Below are 19,374 nucleotides of genomic sequence, written 5' to 3'. Positions count from 1 at the left end.
GGCAGCAGCAGGCCGGGCAGTGGCAGGCCGAGTAGTGACAAGCCCGGCGGCAGTGGGCCGGGTGGTGCTGGAGGGCCCGATCACCCGATCACCTCCGGCTCGGCGACCGGCGCTCCGGCCGAGGGCATGGACACCACGACGGTCAGTCCACCGCCGGGGGTGTCCTCCGCCGACAGCGTCCCGCCCATGACGGCGGTCAGCCCGCGGGCGACCGACAGGCCGAGCCCGACACCCGGGGTGGCGTCCCGGTCGCCGAGGCGCTGGAACGCGGCGAACAGGCCGTCGCGGGAGTGGCGCGGCACACCCGGACCACGGTCGACGACCCGCAGCTCGACCCGGTCGGCGTGGGCGCTGGCGCGCAGCGCGACCGGCGCACCGGCCCCGTGCCGCAGCGCGTTGTCCACCACGTTGGCCACCACCCGTTCCAGCAGCCCCACGTCGGCGACGACGTCGGGGAGCTCCTCGTCGATCTCCATCGTCACCCGGGCGGCGTCCTCGATCCCCACCAGCGCCCGCAACGCGACCTCGTCGTACCCGACCGGCGCGAGCAGCGGGTGCACCGCGCCGGCCGCGAGACGCGAGGAGTCCAGCAGGTTGTCCACCAGCCCGGTCAGCCGGTCCGCGGACTCCTCCATCCCGGCCAGCAGGTCGGCCCGGTCGGTGCCCGACAGCCGCAGCAGCGGGTCGCGCAAGGTCCCCACAGAGGCCTTGATCGAGGTCAGCGGGCTGCGCAGATCGTGCCCGACCGCCGAGAGCAGCGCGCCGCGGGTCTCGTTCACCTCGGCGCGGCGCCGCGCGGACTCGGCGTCGGCCGCGGCGCGCTGGCTGCGCAACGCGAGCAGCGCCTGCCCGCCGACCGTCTCCAGCAGCCGCCGGTCCGCGGCGGGCAGCGACCGCCCGGTGCCGACCAGGTGCAGGCCCGGTTCCATCTCGACGTCGACGTCGGCCTGGTCGGGCCGGGCGCACTCCGGAGGTCCGGAGACCGCGACCTGCCTCCAGCCGCGGTGCCCGTCGGAGGAGGCGCCCAGGCCGTCCGCGTCCCCGTCGGAGGCCCGTTCCAGCAGCGCCGCGCACCGCAGCCCGAACGCCTCGCGGACCTTCTCCAGGAGCCTCGGAAGCGGATCGGTGCGGGTCAGCACCGTGCGCGCGAACGACGCCAGCAGCGCCGCCTCGGCCCGTGCCCGGGCGGCCTGCTCGGCCCGTCGCGCGGCCCGGTCCACCACGAGCGCGACCAGCACCGCGACGCCCAGCATCACCACCACGGTGATCACGTTCTCGGTCGCCGCGATGGTCAGGGAGTACAGCGGTGGGGTGAGGAAGAAGTTCAGCGCGAACCCGCCGAGCAGCACCGTCAGCAGCGCCGGGCCCAGTCCCCCGACCGCCGCGACGACGACCGCGGCCAGGAAGAACAGCACCACGTCGGTGGACAGCCCGATCACGTCGCGCAGCGCCACCCCGAGCAGCGTGGCCACCGCCGGGGCGAGCACGGCCAGCACCCATCCGGCGGCCTGCCGCGACCCGGACAGACCCCCGCGCAGGGCGGGCAGACGCAACGCCCGCCCGGCCGCGTCGTGGGTGACCATGTGCACGTCGATCGGCCCGGACTCCTGCACCACCCGCGCGCCGATCCCGGGGTCGAACAGCCGCGCCAGGCGTGAGCGCCGCGAGGTGCCGAGGACCAGCTGGGTCGCGTTCACCGCGCGGGCGAAGTCGAGCAGTGCGGTGGTGACGGCGTCCGCGCCGCCGTCGCCGACCGCGGTGTGGAACGTGGCACCGACGTCGTCGGCGAGGCGGCGCAGCGCCATCGTCGCCCCGACCGGGGCCCCGGCGAGGCCGTCGCCGCGCAGCACGTGCACGGCCAGCAGGTCGGCCTGACCGGCCCGTTTCGCGATCCGCGCGGCCCGTCGCAGCACGGTCTCGGACTCCGGCCCGCCGGTCAGCGCGACGACGACGCGTTCCCGCGTCTCCCAGACGTCGGTGATCTTCTTGTCGGTGCGGTGCCGGCGCAGGGCGACGTCGACCTCGTCGGCCACCCACAGCAGCGCAAGCTCGCGCAGCGCGATCAGGTTCGGCACCTGGAAGTAGTTGGCCAGCGCCGCGTCGACCTTCTCCGCGGCGTAGACGTTGCCGTGCGCGAGACGGCGGCGCAGCGCCTCCGGGGTGATGTCGACGAGCTCGAGCTGCTCGGCCCGGCGCACCACCTCGTCCGGGACGGTCTCCCGCTGCCGCACGCCGGTGATCGTGTGCACCACGTCGCCGAGGGACTCCAGGTGCTGCACGTTCACCGTGGAGATGACGTCGATGCCGGCGTCGAGCAGCTCCTCCACGTCCTGCCAGCGCTTCGCGTTCCGTGAGCCGGGCGCGTTGGTGTGCGCCAGCTCGTCGACGAGCGCGACCTCCGGCCTGCGCACCAGCACCGCGTCCAGGTCCAGCTCCTCCAGCTCGGTCGCGCCGTGCGGCACCCGGCGCCGCGGGACCACCTCGAGCCCGTCGAGCAGCCCGGCCGTCTTCTCCCGGCCGTGCGTCTCCACGACCCCGACGACGACGTCGGTGCCGCGGTCCAGACGCCGCCGCGCCTCCCCGAGCATCGCGAACGTCTTGCCCACCCCGGGGGCGGCCCCCAGGTGGATCCGCAGCTCACCCCGCTTGGTCACCACCTCATTGTCCGTTCCCGAACGCGCTTGTCGACGGCGGCGTGCGGGAGCACGATGGGCCGTCGCCCGGACGGGTGGAGAGGAGGGGTGGGCCGGTGCAGGACGCACACGTGCTGCAGGTTCTGGTCGTGGTCCTGCTGGCGGTGATCGTCCTGAGCAGGGTGGCGAAGTGGCTGAACGTGCCCGCGCCGATCGTGCTGCTGCTCGGCGGGGTACCGCTGGCCTTCGTGCCGTGGACGTCGGAGGTGACGCTGCCGCCGGAGGTCGTGTTGCTGCTGTTCCTCCCCGCGCTGCTCTACTGGGAGTCGCTGACCACCTCGCTGCGCGAGATCCGCGCCAACCTGCGCGTCGTCGTGCTGTCGTCGGTGGTGCTCGTGCTGGTGACGGCCGGTGTGGTGGCCGTCGTCGGGCACGCGCTGGGCCTGTCCTGGCCGGTGGCCTGGGTGCTGGGCGCGGTCGTCGCGCCCACCGACGCGACGGCCGTCGCCGCCGTCGCCAAGGGGATGCCGCGGCGGACGCTGACCACACTGCGCGCGGAGTCGCTGATCAACGACGGCACGGCGCTGGTCGTGTTCGCGATCGCGGTGTCGGTGGCCACCGGCGAGCAGGCCTTCAGCTGGCCCTCGGCACTGGGGCAGTTCGGGCTCTCGTATATCGGCGGCGCGCTGGCCGGCCTGGGAGTGGCCTGGCTCGCCGGGCACGCACGACGGATCGCGAAGGACACGCTGCTGGAGAACGGGATCAGCATCCTGACTCCGTTCGCGGCGTTCCTGCTGGCCGAGGAGGTGCACGCCTCCGGGGTGCTGGCCGTGGTCGTGTGCGGGCTGGCGCTGAGCCAGGTCGGGCCGCGCACCGTCTCGGCCCGGACCCGGCTGCAGGCCCGCGCGTTCTGGCAGCTCACGACGTTCCTGCTCAACGGCACCTTGTTCGTCCTGGTCGGGATGCAGCTGCGCAGCGCACTCGGAGCGCTCGAGTCCTACTCGCTGGCCGAGGGACTGTTCGACGCCCTGCTCGTCGCGCTCGCGGTGATCGGCACCCGGCTGCTGTGGTCCAACACCACGCCGTACCTGATCCGGGCCCTCGACCGCCGGCCCGCGCAACGCCTGCGACGCGTCGGTGCCCGGCAGCGCCTGGCCAACTCCTGGGCGGGATTCCGAGGCGGGGTGTCGCTGGCCGCGGCCCTGGCCGTGCCGACCGTGCTCGTCGACGGCACCCCGTTCCCCGGACGGGACCTGATCATCGTCGTCACGTTCGGGGTCATCGCGGTGACGTTGCTCGTCCAGGGCCTGACCCTGCCCGCGGTACTGCGCTTCGCCCGGCTCCCGGTGGACACCGCCGAGGCCGCCGAGGAGGCGCTGGCGCACCGGGTCGCCACCGAGGCGGGCCTGGCCGCGCTGCCCCAGACCGCGGCCCGGCTCGACATCGTCGACGAGGCCGCGGCCCGGGTCCGCGCCGACTACGAGGACCACCTGCACGACCTGACCGATCCGTCCGGGCCCGGCGTCGACGACACCCCCACCCCGGAGCGGGTCGAGCGGGAGGACTACCAGCGGCTGCGCGCCGCGCTCCTGGCCGACAAGCGCGCCGCCGTGGTCGCCCTGCGCGACGCCGGGAAGATCGACGACATCGTGCTGCGCCGGGTCCAGGCGGGTCTCGACGCCGAGGAGGTCCGCCTGGCCGGCGCCGCCGACGTCGAGTGACGCGCGCGTGATCGCCGCGGCGGGAGCGGGACCGACCCGGGAGGTCGCGTCCGCTCCCGGCGCGGTGATCACCGCGGACCGGCCCGTGCGGTCAGCCACGCGCGTCCCGGACGGCCAGGTTCAGCTCGGTGACGTTCACCGTCGGATCACCGAGGAACCCGAGCATCCGGCCGTCGGTCGCACCGTCGACCAGGGCCCGCACACGCTCCACCGGCAGTCCGGTCACCCGCGCCACGCGCGCGGTCTGCAGCGCGGCGTAGGCCGGGCTGATGTCCGGGTCCAGCCCGGACGCCGACGCGGTGACGGCGTCGACCGGCACCGCGGACGGCTCGACGCCCTCCCGGCCGGCGATCAGCGTCCGGCGCTGGGCCACCTGCTCGCCCAGCTTCTCCGAGAACGCCCCGAGGTTCGACGCCCCCGACGTCGACGTGTCCGCCGGCCCCAGCACGTCCTCCGACGACGCCGAGGCGCGGGTGTGGAAGTAGGGGTCGGCGGCCGGGTCCGCCGCGACCGGGTCCACCCCGATCAGCGACGACCCCGCTCCCCCGGCGACGACCGACCCCTCGGCGTGCCCGGACAGCCCGGGGACCCGGGACACCGCCCAGATCGCGAGCGGGTAGGCGACGCCGCACAGCACGGTCATCACGATCAGGACGCGCAGACCGGTCGCGGTCTGCCGGCGCAGTGTGGTCAGCATCAGATCCCCGGGATGAGTCGGACGAGCAGGTCGATGAGGAAGATCCCGACGAACGGGGTCACCACGCCGCCGAGCCCGTAGATCAGCAGGTTGCGGCGCAGAAGATGCGCCGCGGACGACGGCCGGTAGCGCACGCCGCGCAGCGCCAGCGGGATCAGCGCGACGATCACCAGCGCGTTGAAGATGACCGCCGAGAGGATCGCCGACTGCGGCGTCGCGAGCGCCATGACGTTCAGCGCGCCGAGCGAGGGGTAGAGCGCCAGGAACATCGCGGGCAGGATCGCGAAGTACTTTGCCAGGTCGTTGGCCACCGAGAACGTGGTCAGCGCGCCCCGGGTGATCAGCAGCTGCTTGCCGATCTCGACGATCTCGATCAGCTTCGTCGGGTCCGAGTCGAGGTCGACCATGTTGCCGGCCTCCTTGGCCGCGGCCGTCCCGGTGTTCATCGCGACCCCGACGTCCGCCTGGGCCAGCGCGGGAGCGTCGTTGGTGCCGTCGCCGGTCATCGCGACCAGACGGCCGCCCTCCTGCTCCTTCTTGATCAACGCCATCTTGTCCTCGGGCGTGGCCTCGGCCAGGTGGTCGTCCACGCCGGCGTCGGCGGCGATCGCCCGGGCCGTGCGCGGGTTGTCACCGGTGATCATCACCGTGCGGATGCCCATCGCGCGCAGCTCCGCGAAGCGCTCCCGCATGCCGGGCTTGACGACGTCGGAGAGCCGGATGACGCCGAGCACCCGCGCGCCGTCGCCGTCGGCGGTGCGGGCGGAGGCGACGACCAGCGGCGTGCCGCCGTCGTCGGAGATCTCCTCGACGAGCCGGACCACCTCCGCCCGGTCGGACGCCTGCGCCCACGCCAGCACCGATTGCGCGGCGCCCTTACGGACCACCCGGCCGGAGAGGTCCATGCCCGACATCCGGGTCTGCGCCGTGAACGGCACGAACTCCGCCACTGCCTCGGAGGCGTCCGCCTCGGCGGGAAGCCCGTACGCCGACGCGCAGAGCGCGACGACGCTGCGGCCCTCCGGCGTCTGGTCGGCGAGGCTGGACAGCCGGGCCGCGGCCGCGAGGTCCTCGGGCGTCGTGTCGCCGACGGTGAGCAGCTCGGTGGCCTGCCGGTTGCCGAAGGTGATGGTGCCGGTCTTGTCCAACAGCAGCGTGTCGATGTCCCCGGCGGCCTCGACGGCGCGCCCGGACGTCGCGAGCACGTTGCGCTGCACCAGCCGGTCCATCCCGGCGATGCCGATCGCGGACAGCAGCGCGCCGATCGTGGTCGGGATCAGGCAGACCAGCAGCGCGGTCAGCACGGTCAGCGACACCTGTGAGCCGGCGTAGGCGCTCATCGGCGAGATCGCGACGACGGCCAGCAGGAAGATGATCGTCAGGACCGACAGCAGCACCGTCAGCGCGATCTCGTTCGGCGTCTTCTGCCGGGCGGCGCCCTCGACGAGGGCGATCATCCGGTCGACGAACGACTCCCCCGGCTTCGTCGTGATCCGCACGACGATCCGGTCGGAGAGCACCGTGGTGCCGCCGGTGACCGAGCTGCGGTCGCCGCCGGCCTCCCGGATCACGGGCGCGGACTCCCCGGTGATCGCCGACTCGTCGACGGTCGCGATGCCCTCGACGACGTCGCCGTCTCCGGGGATCGTCTCGTTCGCCTCGACGACGACGAGGTCGCCGATCGTCAGCGCCGTACCGGGGACCTCCTCCTCTCCTCCGTCCGACGCGAGGCGCCGGGCGGTGGTCTCCCGCTTCGTCCGGCGCAGCGACTCCGCCTGGGCCTTGCCGCGCCCCTCGGCGACGGCCTCGGCCAGGTTCGCGAAGACGACCGTGAACCACAGCCAGATCGCGATCAGCACCGCGAACACGCTCGGGTCCAGGACCGCCAGGACGGTGACCAGCACCGACCCGACCCAGACCACGAACATCACCGGGTTCGACAGCTGAGCCCGCGGGTCGAGCTTGCGCAGGGCGTCCGGCAGCGAGGCGACGAGCTGGCCCGGGCTGAACGCCCCGGCGGCGACGGCCGCGGGCGCGGCTTCGGCCGGCGCCGCCTCGCGTACCTCGGTGCTCACCACGTCTGTTCCCTTTCTGTTCCGGGTGGGGGCGCTCGTGCCAGAGGGGGTCATGACAGCGCCTCGGCGATCGGGCCCAGGGCCATCGCCGGGAAGAAAGTCAGCGCCGCGACCAGCAGGACCGTGCCGCCGACGAGCGTCGCGAACAGCGGACCGTCGGTCGGCAGCGTCCCGGCGCCCGGTTCGATCCGGCGCTGGCGTGCCAGCGACCCGGCCAGGCCCAGCACGGCGAGGATCGGCACGAACCGGCCGAACAGCATCGCGATGCCCAGGCTCGCCTGGAAGAAGTCGCTGGTGACGGTGATTCCGGCGAACGCGCTGCCGTTGTTGTTCGCGGCCGAGGCGTAGGCGTAGAGCACCTCGGAGAAGCCGTGCGCGCCGTCGTTGTTGAGCGCGTCGGCGGTGCCGGGCAGCGCGATCGCGAGCCCCGCGCCGAGCAGGACCAGCGCCGGCATCACCAGGATGGAGATCGCCGCGTACGTGACCTGCTCGCGCCCGAGCTTCTTGCCCAGGTACTCCGGGGTGCGCCCGACCATCAGCCCGGCCAGGAAGACGGCGATGATCGCCAGCACCAGGATCCCGTAGAGCCCGGCCCCGACCCCGCCGGGCGCGACCTCGCCGAGCAGCATGTTCAGCAGGGCGATCCCGCCGCCGGCGCCGGAGAGGCTGTCGTGCGCGGCGTTGACCGCGCCGGTCGAGGTGCCGGTCGTCGACACCGCGAACAGCGCCGAGCCGGGGAGCCCGAACCGGAGTTCCTTGCCCTCCATCGCCCCGCCCGCGGCGAGCGCCGCCGGGCCGTTCGGGAACGACTCGGCCAGCCAGGTCAGGACGACGAACACGGCCCAGATCCCGCCCATCACCGCGACCAGGACGTGGCCCTGGCGCCGGTTGCCGACCATCACGCCGAACGTGCGGGTCAGCGCGACCGGGATGACGAGCAGCAGGAAGATCTCGATGATGTTGGACAGCGCGTTCGGCGACTCGAACGGGTGCGCGGAGTTGGCGTTGAAGATGCCGCCGCCGTTCGTGCCGAGCAGCTTCACCGACTCCTGCGACGCGGCCGGGGCCAGCGGCAGGGTGTGCTGCGCGCCGTCGACCCCGGTCACGGTGACCCCGGAGCGCAGCGACATCACCACGCCGGCGCCGACGAGCACGACCGCCGCGACGGCGGCGATCGGCAGCAGGATCCGGGTGACGCCGCGGGTGAGGTCGACCCAGAAGTTCCCGAGACGGCCCTCGGTGTCTCCCGTGCCCGCATGGGCGAAGCCACGGACCAGCGCGATCGCGACCGCCATCCCGACCGCGGCCGAGACGATGTTCTGCACCGTCAGCCCGGCCATCTGCACGGTGTGGCCGAGGACGGTCTCCGGGACGTAGGACTGCCAGTTCGTGTTCGTCACGAACGACACGGCGGTGTTGAACGCCATCGCCGGGGACACCGACGTCGCGCCGTCGGTCCCGCGCCCGAACCCGAGCGGCAGCAGCGCCTGCAGGCGCTGCATCAGGTAGAGCGCCGCGATCGAGACGAAGGAGAAGCCCAGCACACCGGCGGCGTAGGTCGTCCAGCGCTGCGAGCTGTCCGGGTCCACCCGCACGACGCGGTAGAGCAGCCGCTCCACCCGCCAGTGCTGCTCCGAGGTGTAGACCCGGGCCATCCAGCCGCCGAGCGGCTTGTAGACCAGGGCCAGGGCCACGACGAGGACGCCGGCCTGGAGCAGGCCGGCCACGGTCGGGGTCATCAGAACCGCTCCGGGCGCAGCAGGGCGATCACCAGGTACACGAGCAGGGCCAGGGCGAGCAGCCCGCCGACGACGTTCGCGATCACAGCTCGTCCAGCCCGCGCAGCAGGGATGCAAACACCGCGAAGGCGGCGATCAGCAGCAACAGGTAAGCCAGATCGGCCACGGACGACTCCTCGAACCCTCCCGACCGGTACCTCCGGGGGAGCCGACGAAGCGTGCGCGCGCCGTGGCGGCGGCCCCTCGTCCCGCTACGGCGGCTTGACGATCTCGGGTCCCGTTCTTGACGCGTCGTTGACGCCCGGTGAGGGCGGTCACCGGACACGATCAGGTGCGTCCGGGGTCAGGGCCGCGTCAACAGCCCGGCCGGCCGCGCCAGGACGGCGTCAGAGACCCGTCCGCCCGGACGGCGTCCGGCCACCCTGTCGGCCGTGCTCACCCCCGCCGACGCGCTCGCGCCGGGCGTCGTCCTCGCCGCGGGGCCGGCGGGAGGGGCCGTCCGGGCGGCCCGGGCACGGCGGCGCGACTACGCTGCCGTGCGGGCCCGTCCACGCCATGACACCGTCGCCGTGACGATCGGCCGCCGGGTCGCGGGCAACCCCTGACCGGCCGCCGCGGACACCGCTGCGGCCGCGGGCGCAGCGGAAGGAGCACAACGATGTCGGTGATCGACAACGCCGTCTACATCGACGGCCACCGCAAGGCCGACCCCCCGGCCGTCGACCAGGCCCTGGAGTCGCTGCGCGAGTGCCAGCAGGACTGCGCGCACCGGGCCGACCAGGCCGCCTCGAACGGATCCGCCGACACCCGCCTCGAGCAGTGCTTCTGCTGGATCGGCATGCTGAGCCCGAGCGAGGAGGAGCTGCAGGCCGTCGCCCACGAGTTCGGGCTGCACTCGCTCGCCGTCGAGGACACCGTCAACGCCCACCAGCGACCCAAGCTCGAGCGTTACGGCGACACCGAGTTCGTCGTGCTGCGACCGGCCCGCTACGTCGACAGCGACGAGGTCGTGCAGATCGGCGAGGTGCACCTGTTCCTCGGCCCGGACTTCGTCATCACGGTGCGGCACGCGGTGGAGCCCGACCTGGGCGAGGTCCGCCAGCGTCTGGAGGACGACCCGGAGCTGCTCGCGCACGGCCCGTTCGCCGTGCTCTACGCGGTGCTGGACAAGGTCGTCGACGACTACGCACCCGTCCTCGACGGCCTGCAGGACGACATCGACGAGATCGAGGTCCAGGTCTTCGGCGGGGATCCCGGGGTCTCCCGGCGGATCTACCAGCTGACCCGCGAGGTGATCGCCTTCCAGCGCGCCGTGCAGCCGCTGCAGGAGATCTTCGGTGAGCTGCGCAACCGGTTCGGCAAGGGCGGGGACGCCACCGACCTGGAGCTCAAGCGCCTCATGCGCGACGTGATCGACCACGCGACCCGGGTCCTGGAGCGCACCGAGGGCTTCCGCCAGCTGCTGACCAACATCCTCACCGTCAACTCCACGCTGGTCGCCCAGCGCCAGAACGAGGAGATGACCCGTCTGACCGAGGCCGGCTTCCAGCAGAACGAGCAGATGAAGAAGGTCTCCTCGTGGGCCGCCATCCTGTTCGCCCCGACCCTGATCGCGGGCATCTACGGCATGAACTTCGAGGCCATGCCGGAGCTCAAGTGGCCGCTGGGCTACCCGTTCGCGATCGGGCTGATGCTGCTGCTCGCCCTGGGCCTGTTCCTGGCGTTCAAGCGCAAGGGCTGGCTGTAGCGCATCAGGGAGTCGTCAGGGCCGGCGGGCGCGGGTGTCAACGTCGCGTCGCATCCCTCGCCCCGACGATCTCGGGAGCGCATACCTGAGAGCGGACGGCGTCCATCCCGGGCGCCCGACACGCTCAAGGAGTTCCGGTGACGCTCGCCGACCTCGTCCCGTCGTTGCGCCCCACCCTCGCCGCCCGGCTCGAGCCGGGCCTCTGGCCGCTCACCGCCACCGCCACCTGCGACGGAGCCATGACCGTGGGGGGTGCCGACCTCACCGAGCTGGCCGGACGCTTCGCCACCCCGCTGATCGTGCTCGACACCGCCGACGTCCGGGCCCGCTGCCGCGCCTACCGCGAGGCGCTCCCCGACGCCGAGATCGCCTACGCGGCCAAGGCGTTCCTGTGCCGGGCGATGGCCCGCACGGTGGTCCAGGAGAGGGCCTCTCGATCGACGCCTGCTCCGGCGGCGAGGTGGCCACCGCGGCCGCAGCCGGCGTCCCCGGCGAGCGGATCCTGCTGCACGGCAACGTCAAGACCGACGACGACCTCAAGGCCGCCCTCGACGCCCGCGTGGGCCGGATCGTGATCGACTCCCCGGACGAGATCGACCGCCTCGCCGCGCTGGTCCCGCACCGCCAGCAGGTGCTGCTGCGCGTCACCCCCGACGTCGACGCCCGCACCCACCCCGGCCTCACCACCGGCACCCACACCAGCAAGTTCGGCCTGCCGATCGCGACCGGCGAGGCGTCGGCGGCGGTCCGGGCGATCCTCGCCCGCCCGGAGCTCGAGCTCGTCGGCCTGCACTGCCACATCGGCTCGCAGGTCACCTCGATCGCGCGCTTCGAGTCGGCGGCGGTCCGGGTGATCGGGCTCCTGGCCTCGGTCGCGCACGAGCAGGGCGTCGTCCTGGGCCAGCTCGACCTGGGCGGCGGGCACGCCGTCGGCTACACCGAGGGCGCGCCGTCGACGGACCCGGCCGCGTTCGGCCGCGCGATCCGCGGGGCGGTCGTGCGCAGCTGCCGCGCCTACGACGTCCCGGTGCCGCGGCTGACGATCGAGCCCGGCCGGGCGATCGTCGCCCGGGCCGGGGTCACGGTGTACCGGGTGGGCGCGGTCAAGCGCATCGAGGGACGGACGTTCGTGGCCGTCGACGGCGGGATGAGCGACAACCCGCGTCCCGCGCTCTACGGCGCCCGCTACCCCGTGCGCCTGCTCGGGCGGGCGACGAAGGCGGCACCGGAGCGGGTCAGCGTGGTCGGGCGGCACTGCGAGTCCACCGACGTGATCGCCACCGACGTGCTCCTGCCCTCCGACGTCGTCGCCGGGGACCTGCTGGCCCTGCCGGTCAGCGGCGCCTACCAGGCGTCGATGGCCTCGACCTACAACCAGGTCGGACGGGCCGCGGTGGTCGCCGTCGCCGCCGGTGCGGCGATGCCGATCCTGCGTCGCGAGACCCCCGAGGACCTTCTGCGCCGCGACGTCGGCTGACACCCCGTGCGCGGACATCGCTGCTGGGGCGACGGTGTCCGCGCACGACCGCGGCGGGGTGGGCACCGCCGCGAACGGGCCGGGCACGGCTCCCCGGTCGTGCCCGGCCCTCGGTCCGGCGGCCGGCCGAGGCCGGCGGGCCGGTGGTTCAGCCCGGTTGATCGGTCCGGTGAACTAGCCCGGTGGATCAGCCCGGTGGATCAGCCCGGTGGATCAGCGGGGCGCCGCCGACGGTGCTGCGGGGGCCGTCGGCGCGGACGGAGCCGCCGGCGTCGCCGCGGCGGGCGGCGTCGTGGGTGCCGTCGTCGCCCGGGGGGCCGGGGTGGCGCCGGGAATGCTCACGACCAGCGGGGCGGGCGGGGTCCAGACGCACGCACCGGTGTCCGGGTCGTACGACGTGGTGCCCCGCGGGTACGGGCCCGGCCTGTCGCCCGAGCCCTGCACCGGGTCGCAGCCGTAGTCGGTGACCGTCAGCGGGCGGCCGTCGGAGTCGAACAGGTACACCCCCGACAGCGGGCGGCCCGCCGAGTCGAACGGCCGGACGTCGGAGACCGGGACACCGTCCCGCACCAGGCCCGGGACCTGGTAGGTGGTCGAGGACGTGTCGCCGCCGTCCGGGCCCAGGGTGGCCACCACCCCGGCCAGCGCCCCGGCGGCGAACGCGTTCAGCGGCACGACCAGCCAGAGCAGCCGCCGGTCGGCCCGCGCGCGGACACCGAGCAGGACCGAGACCGGGATCGCGACCAGCGCGAGCAGGACCGCGGCCCACACCTCCCACCGGGTCGCGCCTCCGAACAGCACCACGAGCACCCCGGCGCCGACCACGCCGCGCAGCACCCACCAGCCCGGCTGCAGGCTCGCCAGGAACGCCGTCACCCCTCCGGACGGCGTGCCCTCCTGCCACAGAGCCGGCCGGCGGCGCAACGCCGTGACCGAGTCCAGGTCCGCGACCGAACGCAGCCCGGGCCCGTCGCGCAGGACCGCCAGCACCCCGACACCGGAGACGAGCAGCGCCAGGATCAGCACACCGGCGCCCTCCCCGCTCGCTCCCAGGAGCCCGGCCGGACCGGCCATCACCATCGCGAGGAGCAGCGCGAGCACCGCGAACCGCGCCGACCAGCGCGACAGGCTCTGCGACGGCGCGGGCCGGGCCGGGAACCCGGCCGCGGCACGCAGCTCCGCCGCGTACTCCGCCGGGGACCCGAGACGGGCGTGCACCGCCGCCCGGTCGTAGCCCTCCCCCAGCTCGGACGCGAGGTCGGCCAGGTGCCCGCGGGCGTCCTCGGTGATCTCGCCCAGCTCCTCGGCCGGCAGGTCGGACAACGCCGCCCGCAGGCCGTCGAGGTACTCCGACGTCGTCACGTCCGGGATCCGCGTCGTCGCGTCGCCCGTCCCGATGCTCTCGGTCTTCTCGGTGCTCATGCTCGTTCCGCTGCCGCTGCTCTCGGTGCCCATGCTCGTTCCGCTACCGCTGCTCTCGGTGCCGATCACGCGTTCACCAGGCCTTCCATGGTCGTGGCGAACTCGCGCCACCGGATCGTCGTCTCCTTCAGCCGGGCGCGGCCCGGCTCGTTGATCGCGTAGTACTTGCGGTGCGGGCCCTCCTCGCTCGGGACCACGTACGAGGTGAGCAGCCCGGCCCCGTAGAGGCGACGCAGCGTGCCGTACACCGACGCGTCGCCGACCTCCTCCAGTCCCGCGGACCGGAGCGCGCGGACGACCTCGTAGCCGTAGCCGTCCGCACGGTCCAGGACGGCGAGCACGGCGAGGTCGAGCACACCCTTGAGCAACTGACTGGTGTCCACGGCGTTCCCCCTTCTCCGCGACGAACAGTACTACGCGATGCGCAGTAGTGTCGACACGGCGGTACCGGGTCGGATCGAGCGGGGTCCGATCAGGAGCGCCGGGTACGCGGTTTCGGCTGGCAGCGCGGGCAGGTGAACGACGAGCGGTTCATGAACGCGTCCCGCCGGATCGGCGTGCCGCAGCGGCGGCAGGCACGGTCGGCCTGGCCGTAGACGTTCAGGGACCGGTCGAAGTAGCCCGACGCCCCGTTGACGTTGACGTAGAGCGCGTCGAACGACGTCCCGCCCTGGGCGAGCGCCTCGACCATCACCTCGGTGGCGGCGTCGAGCACGGTGCGGCCCTGCGCGCGTGTCAGCGCCGCGGTCGGACGGGTGCCGTGCAGGCGGGCGCGCCAGAGCGCCTCGTCGGCGTAGATGTTGCCGATCCCGGACACGACCGTCTGGTCCAGCAGCGCGCGCTTGACCTCGGTACGGCGACGGCGCAGCGCGGCCACGGCGTCGTCGGGCGAGAACGCGGGGTCCATCGGGTCGCGGGCGATGTGCGCGACCGGCTCCGGGACCAGTCCCCCACCGGCCGCCTCGGCCAGCGGATGCACCGACAGCCCGCCGAACGTGCGCTGGTCGACGAAGCGCAGCTCCGGACCGTCGTCGTCGAAGGTGATCCGGACCCGCAGGTGGGTCTCGTCCGGGCGGCCCGGGTCGGCGACGAGCATCTGCCCGCTCATCCCGAGGTGGGCGAGCACGGCGTCGTCACCCACCGCCGGTTCCGCACCGGGGTCGGCCAGCTCCAGCCACAGGTACTTGCCGCGACGGCGGGCGGCGTGGATCCGGCGACCGGTCAGCCGGGCCGCGAAGTCCTCCGGGCCGGGCAGGTGCCGTCGCACCGCACGTAGGTGCCCGACGTCGACGCGAGCGACGACGCGGTCCAGCACGTGGTCCGCGAGACCACGGCGGACGACCTCGACCTCGGGGAGTTCGGGCACAGCAGGGGGCCGGGCTCAGTGCCCGGACGGGGGCGTGGAGCCGTTGCCGGGGGCGAGGCTGCCGCCACCGGGAGCGAGGCTGGGTGCGGCCCCCTCGGGCGACAGCTCCCGCCAGGCCAGCTCCGCGGCCTTCTGCTCGGCTTCCTTCTTCGTCCGCCCGACCCCGGTCCCCAGCTCACGGCCGCCGACGACGGCGGTGGCGGTGAACATCTTGAGGTGGTCCGGGCCCTCCTCGTCGATCCGGTACTCCGGCACGCCGTGCCCGGCCGAGGCGGTGAGTTCCTGGAGGCTGGTCTTCCAGTCCAGGCCAGCTCCCAGCAGCGGGGCGGTGTGCAGCAGCCCGGCGAACAGCCGGTGGATCAGCTCACGGGAGACCTCGAGGCCGTGCTCGAGGTAGACGGCTCCGAGCAGCGCCTCGGTCGCGTCGGCCAGGATGCTGGCCTTGAGCCGGCCGCCGGTGAGCTCCTCGCCGCGCCCCAGGTACAGGTACGCGCCGAGCCCACCGGGCATCTCCTCGGCGACCCCGGCCAGCGCGTGCATGTTGACGACGCTCGCGCGGAGCTTCGCCAGCTGCCCCTCGGGCAGGTCCGGGTGGTCGAGATAGAGCCGCTCGGTGACGACGATGCTCAGCACCGCGTCGCCGAGGAACTCCAGGCGCTCGTTGGTGGGCAGGCCACCGTTCTCGTAGGCGTACGAGCGGTGGGTCAGCGCCAGCGTGAGGATCGGCTCGCCGATCTCCACGCCGAGCGCGGACAGCAGAGGGGTCCGGTCCTGTGCAGGACCGGTGATGCTCTTGTCACCCACCGCTGAGCAGTGCTCAGGCCGGACGGGTGACCTGACGGCCGTCGTACTGGCCGCAGGTGGGGCAGGCGATGTGCTGGAGCTTGGGCTCCCGGCACGCGCGGTTCGAGCAGGCGACGAGCGTCGGTGCAGTGGCCTTCCACTGCGACCGGCGCGAGCGCGTGTTCGATCGCGACATCCGGCGCTTGGGTACGGCCACGGCGAATCTCCTCGAGCTACTTCGGTTACGTGAGCTGGATGTCCAGCCGGACTGTGGTCAGTCCGTGGAGGGCAGGCGCTCCCGGAGCGCCGCCCAGCGAGGATCCAGTGTCTCATGCCCGTGGTCGGGCGCGAGATCCACCCACTTCTCCCCGCAACCGACGCAGAGACCGGGGCAGTCCGGCCGGCACAGCGGCGCCAGCGGCAGGTCCGTGACCAGCGCGTCCCGGACCGTCTGGCTCAGGTCGAACTGCTCGTCGACCAGGCGCGGGACCTCGTCCTCGTCAGTGGTCTCCTCGGTGACCGAGTCCGGGTACGCGAACAGCTCGCCGATCGGCTCGTCGAGCTCGAGCACGACCGGGTCGAGGCAGCGCGAGCACTCGCCGGTCAGCTCGGTGGAGACGGTGCCGGAGACGTAGACGCCCTCGGTCACCGACTCCAGGCTCAGGTCGAGGTCGACGTCGGAGCCGTCGGGCACGGTGAGCACGCCGACGATGCCGATCGCCTGCTCACCGGTCGGGGCGGGAACGGTGCGGGTGACGATGCGCTGGGTGCCGGGGCGACGGGCGAGCTCGCGGGTGCTGAACACCCACGGGTCGTTCTCGTCGAGCCGGGGGGTGCTCCTGTGATGCGTGTTCATGACCCGCACCAGGGTACGCGTCCCGCGCGAGCGGGTTCGCGTGCGCGCCCCGCGCGGGAACGCTCAGGCGCTGCGCCCGGCCCGGACGTCGAACGCGTCCGCGATCAGGGCCCCGAGCTCGAGGAACGCGTCCCCGGTGGCCGGCCGCAGCCGGGACAGGTCCACGCGACCGCCGGTCGCCAGATGCGGGTCGTGCGGCACCTCCACCACCGCGCGCACGCGGCTGCGGAAGTGCTCGCGGATCCGTCCACCGTCGACCTCGGCGCTGGAGCGGTCGCAGGACAGCACGACGATCGCGTCCCGGGCCAGCTCGCCGTGTCCGTGCGCGACGAGCCAGTCGAGGGTCTTGCTGGCCCGGCTGGCGCCGTCCACGGTGGGTGCGCCGACCACGACCAGGCTGTCGGCCTGGCCCAGCGTGCCCTCCATCGCCGAGTGCACCAGCCCGGTGCCGGAGTCGGTGATGATGATGTTGAAGAAGCGCCCGAGCAGTGCGCAGACCCGCTCGTACTCGTCCTTGCGGAACGCGTCGCCCGAGGCCGGGTCCTGCTCCGAGGCCAGGACCTGCAGCCGTCCGGCCAGGCTGGTGTAGCGGGAGACGTCGGTCCAGGACGCGATCTGGTCCAGGTCGTCGAGCAGCTCGCGCACGGTGACGCGGGAGTCCCCGGTGAGCCGGTCGGCCAGGGTGCCGGCGTCGGGGTTCGCGTCGAGCACGACGGCCCGGTCGCCGCGGTTCTCGGCCAGGGTCAGGCCCAGGCAGGTGGCCACGGTGGTCTTGCCGACCCCGCCCTTGATCGAGGTGACGGCCACCCGGTGCGCCCCGGCGAGCGGGCTGCGGATCCGGGCCAGCAGCTTGTCGCGGGTCTCCTCGGCCTCGCTCGGGCCGGGGTTGACCCGGCCGCCGGAGATCTCGTAGAGCATCCGGCGCCATCCCTCGCGCGGGCGCGAGGCCCGTGGCTTGAGGACGGAGTCCTCGTTGAGCTCGGTCGAACCGTCCGAGGGCCGTGCCGTCGTCATCTCGCCTCTCCCCGCCGCGTCGCCGGCCCCGGAGGGTCCCGGCGTGCGGCCGGGCTCCTCCGGCACCGCTCTCGGCGGGACCGGGGGTCCTTCGAGCCGGTGGCCGTAGCGCTCCCACCAGGTCTCCGGGTCCGGCTCCACCTGCCGTGCCATTGCCGCAGCGTATTACGCCGGATCCGTCCGAGTCACCGTGTCGCGCAGGACCATACGGCCCAATGATCGACTTCCTGCCCGGAAGGGCCCGATCGGGTGACGACGGGACGGCGCAGCTCAGCCTCCGATCGTCTCCCCCACCCAGAGCCGCGTCCCGGACGCGGGGTCCCCCTCGCCGCGCATCCAGTGCGCGGGCAGCCAGAGGTCCTCCGCGCGCACCATCCCCGCCTCCTCCGCGATCACCCGGATGGACTGGTCGACCAGCTGCAGGAACATCGTCAGCGCGTAGCGGGCGGTCGTCGGGCCGACCGTGCGGCCGTCGCTGTCGTGGGCGTCGGTGCGGACCGGCCACGCGACGTGGCGCGGCAGCCACCGGTGCGCGACACCGTGCCGGGTCCGCACCCACCAGTCGACGGCGGCGGTGAGGCTCTCCGACGACCCGCCGACCGTGGTGAACGTCAGCGACGTCTCCTTGTCGGGGGCGGGGAACCGGATCGAGAGGGCGTCCGGGAGCCGGCCGGCCCCGGCGGCGGCGAGCACGCGGCGCGCGGTCCCCTCGTCGCGTCCGTGCGGCCCCAGGCAGGCCAGGCGGCCGACGTCGTCGGTGTCCGCGGGCGCCGTCCCGGACAGCACCCCGACCTCCCGGACGAACCGCTCCCAGGCCACGACGGCCCGGAACGCGACGAGCCGGTCCAGCGTCGCGACCCGCGGGTCCGGACCGGCGGACCGGGCGCTCACCTCGTCGGCGACGAGCACGAGGTCGACGACCTCACCGAAGCCCGATCGGGCCTCCGCGCACGCTTTCGCGAACTCGGGTCGCTGCCCCGGCGTCAGCCGGGACGTTCCGGCCGGGGTCGCCGGCCGCAGTGTGGTCACCATGACCCCATGGTCCACGATCTGTGATCCGGACCACAACCGGTGCCCCGGGGTCGGTCAGTCGATCAGATCCATGCCGGTGCCGGAACGGCCGGTGAACTGCGCCTGCTGCGGGTGCTGCTGGGGGGCGCCGTTGCGCCAGATCTGGCTGCGGCCCCGGCTGATCGTGCCCAGCGCGGCGTTGAGCGCGGACTCCAGCTCGCCGAGGGTGGAGTCGACGTAGGCGTCGCACTCGCGGCGCTGACGGTCGGACTCGGCGTGCGCGGCGTCGACGATCCGGGCCGACTCGCCGTGCGCGGCGCGGACGACCTCGGACTGGGTGACCAGGCGCGCCTGCTCGTTCTGGCCGTCGGCGATCAGGCGGTCGTGCGCGGCGCGCCCGGCGTGGGTCATCCGCTCGGCCTCGTCACGGGAGCGGTCGGTGAGCTCGGCGTACTGGCGACGGCCCTCGGCGACCGTGCGCTCGGCCTCGTGCCGGGCCTCGGCGAGGGTGCGCGCGGCCTCCTCCTGCGCCTCGGACACCAGGCGCTCGGCCTCGGTGCGGGCGTTCTGCAGCGTCTCCTCGGCCTCCGAGGTCGCGGCGGAGCGGGTCTCCTCGGCCTCGCGCTCGGCGTCGGCGACGACGTCGTCACGCCGGTCGAGGACGTCCTGGGCGTCGTCCAGCTCGCCGGGGAACGCCTCCCGGACGTCGTCGAGCAGCTCCAGCACGTCGCCGCGCGGCACGACGCAGTTGCTCGTCATGGGGACGCTGCGCGCCTCCTCGACGATCGTCACCAGCGCGTCCAGCGACTCGAAGACCCGATACACGTCGGTGA

General features: G+C 73.7%; 17 protein-coding genes and 1 pseudogene. 4 read left to right on the top strand and 14 right to left on the bottom strand.

Annotated elements, in window-relative coordinates:
• Window positions 1–80: 80 nt before the first annotated feature.
• On the bottom strand, window positions 81–2,654 hold the full coding sequence (locus EV383_RS07625) for a sensor histidine kinase (protein ID WP_242622959.1): 2,574 nt from the start codon (window positions 2,652–2,654) through the stop codon (window positions 81–83).
• Between the two features lie 95 nt (window positions 2,655–2,749).
• On the opposite strand from EV383_RS07625, the gene EV383_RS07620 reads away from it, so the two are divergent.
• Complete coding sequence (locus EV383_RS07620; RefSeq protein ID WP_130289251.1) at window positions 2,750–4,354, top strand: Na+/H+ antiporter; 1,605 nt, start codon at window positions 2,750–2,752, stop codon at window positions 4,352–4,354.
• A 91-nt stretch (window positions 4,355–4,445) separates the two neighbouring features.
• Here the strand turns inward: EV383_RS07620 and EV383_RS07615 are convergent, their stop codons facing one another.
• The 4 genes from EV383_RS07615 to kdpF are packed head-to-tail and all read right to left on the bottom strand — an operon-like array spanning window position 4,446 to window position 8,951.
• The gene (locus tag EV383_RS07615; protein ID WP_207223460.1) at window positions 4,446–5,051 is read right to left on the bottom strand and encodes a potassium-transporting ATPase subunit C; all 606 of its coding nucleotides are present in this window, start codon (window positions 5,049–5,051) and stop codon (window positions 4,446–4,448) included.
• Window positions 5,051–7,180, bottom strand: coding sequence for a potassium-transporting ATPase subunit KdpB (gene kdpB / locus EV383_RS07610; protein WP_130289250.1), 2,130 nt, complete (start codon window positions 7,178–7,180; stop codon window positions 5,051–5,053). Before kdpB ends, EV383_RS07615 begins: the two co-directional genes overlap by 1 nt.
• Window positions 7,177–8,865 carry a potassium-transporting ATPase subunit KdpA gene (gene kdpA / locus EV383_RS07605; RefSeq protein ID WP_130289249.1) on the bottom strand — a complete coding sequence of 563 codons (1,689 nt, stop codon included), beginning with the start codon at window positions 8,863–8,865 and terminating at the stop codon, window positions 7,177–7,179. The genes kdpB and kdpA overlap by 4 nt, the downstream gene beginning before the upstream one ends.
• On the bottom strand, window positions 8,865–8,951 hold the full coding sequence (gene kdpF, locus EV383_RS07600; RefSeq protein ID WP_242623419.1) for a K(+)-transporting ATPase subunit F: 87 nt from the start codon (window positions 8,949–8,951) through the stop codon (window positions 8,865–8,867). Before kdpF ends, kdpA begins: the two co-directional genes overlap by 1 nt.
• Window positions 8,952–9,296: 345 nt before the next feature.
• Here kdpF and EV383_RS31060 point away from each other — a divergent pair, with 345 nt between their 5' ends.
• The 3 genes and pseudogenes from EV383_RS31060 to lysA all read left to right on the top strand — a co-directional run bounded on the left by EV383_RS31060 (window position 9,297) and on the right by lysA (window position 12,089).
• Window positions 9,297–9,470 (top strand): hypothetical protein, encoded by a 174-nt coding sequence (locus EV383_RS31060; protein WP_165438269.1) that lies wholly within the window; start codon window positions 9,297–9,299, stop codon window positions 9,468–9,470.
• 53 nt (window positions 9,471–9,523) lie between these two features.
• Window positions 9,524–10,612, top strand: a complete 1,089-nt coding sequence (locus EV383_RS07595; protein ID WP_130289248.1) for a magnesium and cobalt transport protein CorA — start codon at window positions 9,524–9,526, stop codon at window positions 10,610–10,612.
• 137 nt (window positions 10,613–10,749) lie between these two features.
• Window positions 10,750–12,089, top strand: a pseudogene (gene lysA, locus EV383_RS07590) (diaminopimelate decarboxylase).
• A 213-nt stretch (window positions 12,090–12,302) separates the two neighbouring features.
• On the opposite strand, the gene EV383_RS07585 reads toward lysA, so the two are convergent.
• The 9 genes from EV383_RS07585 to EV383_RS07545 all read right to left on the bottom strand — a co-directional run bounded on the left by EV383_RS07585 (window position 12,303) and on the right by EV383_RS07545 (window position 19,366).
• Window positions 12,303–13,580, bottom strand: coding sequence for a DUF1700 domain-containing protein (locus EV383_RS07585; protein WP_130289247.1), 1,278 nt, complete (start codon window positions 13,578–13,580; stop codon window positions 12,303–12,305).
• Complete coding sequence (locus EV383_RS07580) at window positions 13,577–13,894, bottom strand: PadR family transcriptional regulator (protein ID WP_130289246.1); 318 nt, start codon at window positions 13,892–13,894, stop codon at window positions 13,577–13,579. The genes EV383_RS07585 and EV383_RS07580 overlap by 4 nt, the downstream gene beginning before the upstream one ends.
• Window positions 13,895–13,983: 89 nt before the next feature.
• Window positions 13,984–14,877 (bottom strand): bifunctional DNA-formamidopyrimidine glycosylase/DNA-(apurinic or apyrimidinic site) lyase, encoded by an 894-nt coding sequence (gene mutM / locus EV383_RS07575; RefSeq protein ID WP_130289245.1) that lies wholly within the window; start codon window positions 14,875–14,877, stop codon window positions 13,984–13,986.
• 15 nt (window positions 14,878–14,892) lie between these two features.
• Window positions 14,893–15,681, bottom strand: coding sequence for a ribonuclease III (rnc, locus tag EV383_RS07570; RefSeq protein ID WP_130289244.1), 789 nt, complete (start codon window positions 15,679–15,681; stop codon window positions 14,893–14,895).
• 13 nt (window positions 15,682–15,694) lie between these two features.
• Window positions 15,695–15,877, bottom strand: a complete 183-nt coding sequence (gene rpmF, locus EV383_RS07565) for a 50S ribosomal protein L32 (RefSeq protein WP_093336954.1) — start codon at window positions 15,875–15,877, stop codon at window positions 15,695–15,697.
• A 57-nt stretch (window positions 15,878–15,934) separates the two neighbouring features.
• Window positions 15,935–16,516: a YceD family protein gene (locus tag EV383_RS07560; RefSeq protein WP_130289243.1), complete on the bottom strand. Its 582-nt coding sequence runs from the start codon at window positions 16,514–16,516 to the stop codon at window positions 15,935–15,937.
• Between the two features lie 63 nt (window positions 16,517–16,579).
• Window positions 16,580–17,683: a MinD/ParA family ATP-binding protein gene (locus EV383_RS07555; protein ID WP_242622958.1), complete on the bottom strand. Its 1,104-nt coding sequence runs from the start codon at window positions 17,681–17,683 to the stop codon at window positions 16,580–16,582.
• Between the two features lie 117 nt (window positions 17,684–17,800).
• Window positions 17,801–18,562: a hypothetical protein gene (locus EV383_RS07550; protein WP_130289242.1), complete on the bottom strand. Its 762-nt coding sequence runs from the start codon at window positions 18,560–18,562 to the stop codon at window positions 17,801–17,803.
• Window positions 18,563–18,616: 54 nt separating this feature from the next.
• Window positions 18,617–19,366 carry a DivIVA domain-containing protein gene (locus EV383_RS07545; RefSeq protein ID WP_130289241.1) on the bottom strand — a complete coding sequence of 250 codons (750 nt, stop codon included), beginning with the start codon at window positions 19,364–19,366 and terminating at the stop codon, window positions 18,617–18,619.
• Window positions 19,367–19,374: the final 8 nt, after the last annotated feature.

It is taken from the genome of Pseudonocardia sediminis, assembly GCF_004217185.1.
Classification (GTDB): Bacteria; Actinomycetota; Actinomycetes; order Mycobacteriales; family Pseudonocardiaceae; genus Pseudonocardia; species Pseudonocardia sediminis.
The sequence above is the reverse complement of the archived record's forward strand: the minus strand, read 5'-3'. Positions and strand labels throughout refer to the sequence as shown.